Raw genomic sequence first — 1673 nt, 5'->3', positions numbered from 1 at the left:
TGAGTCATGGCTGATCGAAAAGTTGTCGACGATTTGCACCACATCACGCCAAAACGTGGCAATGGTCAACTTCGTCGCGAGGTCTGGGTTGACCTCCACGGAACAATAACCCGTTACAACCTTGCGTACATCAATCATGCTCTGCACGGTGGTGACAATGGTCGCGTCGTGGGTTACGACAACCAACACGGGTATCACCATCGGCACTATTTCGGTGAGGTCGCTGCCGTTGAATTCACAAATTTTGAAGACATTGAGGATCAGTTTCAAGCCGATTGGACGGCACTCAGGAGCAAAGCATGAAAAACATCATCCTTAAAGCGGGCAACGAGCATGATTTCTTCCGTCGAGGAAAAGCTTTGGCACGCAAGGCTGACGCTGGTCAACCGATGCCTGAAGAGCGCATCGTTAGCTTTGAAGATCCTGCCGATCTCCTGCGCCTGCTGACCTCCAGTCGTCTCGACGTGTTCCGAAGCGTCAAGGGTGAACCGGGTTCAATCACCGTCATAGCCGAGCGCCTTCATCGCGATCGCAGCGCTGTCAAACGTGATGTAGACCAGTTGGCGCAAGTTGGTCTTGTGACGATTGAAACCAAAGTTCACCCGGGGCATGGTCACATGAAAGAGGTTCGAGCAGCTGCTGGCTGCTTTCGCCTTGAAGCCATGGTCATGTAACGCGACAAAATCACTGTCCCTCTCGGTGTGAGCGCCATTCATCCCATGACTTTCTTCAACGCCAACAGGCTTGTGGCCCATTAGGCGTGGTTTTCCAGAATCGGGGTGGCATCGATGAGCCTGAGCAGCCTCAGTTGCTTGGGCTTCGGGATCGCTCTGCACTGCGGCGGCAGGTCTTGCCGACACTTGAACGCCACACGCATTTGCTCAGTGGTCTTGTTGTGCTCGATTTCAATGCGTTGGGGCAATGTCTGTCTGGCGCTTTATGACACAATCCGGTGTGCCGTTTACCAACAATCTGACCGAGCAGATGGTGCGCATGCCCTGAGGTGAAGCAAAAAATATCGGGTTGCTTTCGAACACCGCAAGGTGTTCAGTAGCACTGTGTCATCCGCTCCTACTGCGCCACCATGCATAAGCAAGGGGCCAATATCTTTAATAGACTTGTTCCCGCTGTAGTTCTCTTTGAAATCATAGGGTTAGCAACTTTATGACTCTGCCTTTTAGGTGGTTTTATTTCATTTCACCAAATACGCTGACGGTAACCCATTGTTTTTAAACAAGTTGTCACCCGGAACAACTCTAATCACCTCGTCGCCGCCTTCAAGGGCGCACCGCCTCAACCCAGCTTCGCATGAAGCTGGCTCGACTACCAAAATTCTGGCTGAGTAGTTACGACAAATCCAGAAATCCAGTCCGCCGGCCAATGCGGGGAAAGAGCTGCCATCCAAAGTGGGGGTTTGATCGAGGGGATGTGGCAACCCCCGTCCACTGCCGGACTTGCGTTACTATTGAATCCGAGGCGGGTTTTATTTCCCATCTCTGGGGCGGGAAGTTTTATTCGCATATTCGGTGGATGAATATTTTTGCAGCATGACGTAAACTAAGGCGGCATCAATCAAGGAGCTGGTTGTTTAATGGCAGGCATAAGTAAGCGAACGATGGCATGGGGCATGACTTACCAGCAGTGTCTGCAGGCGTGCATTGCTTCTGCCCTAG

Annotated in this window: 3 protein-coding genes; 1 reads left to right on the top strand and 2 read right to left on the bottom strand. The window is 51.9% G+C overall.

What is annotated here, in order from left to right; translation table 11 throughout:
- Nucleotides 1–270, bottom strand: a 270-nt coding sequence (locus ACOYNV_RS28235) for a hypothetical protein (protein WP_422903148.1), incomplete at its 3' end; no start/stop codon positions are given.
- A gap of 29 nt (nucleotides 271–299) precedes the next feature.
- On the opposite strand from ACOYNV_RS28235, the gene ACOYNV_RS28230 reads away from it, so the two are divergent.
- Nucleotides 300–674 (top strand): helix-turn-helix domain-containing protein, encoded by a 375-nt coding sequence (locus tag ACOYNV_RS28230; protein WP_422903147.1) that lies wholly within the window; start codon nucleotides 300–302, stop codon nucleotides 672–674.
- A gap of 80 nt (nucleotides 675–754) precedes the next feature.
- On the opposite strand, the gene ACOYNV_RS28225 is transcribed toward ACOYNV_RS28230, so the two are convergent.
- On the bottom strand, nucleotides 755–922 hold the full coding sequence (locus ACOYNV_RS28225) for a hypothetical protein (protein WP_422903146.1): 168 nt from the start codon (nucleotides 920–922) through the stop codon (nucleotides 755–757).
- Nucleotides 923–1673 lie beyond the last annotated feature (751 nt).

Source organism: Propionivibrio sp., assembly GCF_049316945.1.
Lineage (GTDB): Bacteria > Pseudomonadota > Gammaproteobacteria > Burkholderiales > Rhodocyclaceae > Propionivibrio.
Note: the sequence above shows the minus strand (reverse complement) of the source record. Positions and strands in the feature narration are given on the sequence as shown.

Excerpts from the sequence above, each read along its gene's own strand:
- ACOYNV_RS28230 (WP_422903147.1), top strand. The coding sequence starts at position 300 with ATGAAAAACATCATCCTTAAAGCGGGCAACGAGCATGATTTCTTCCGT.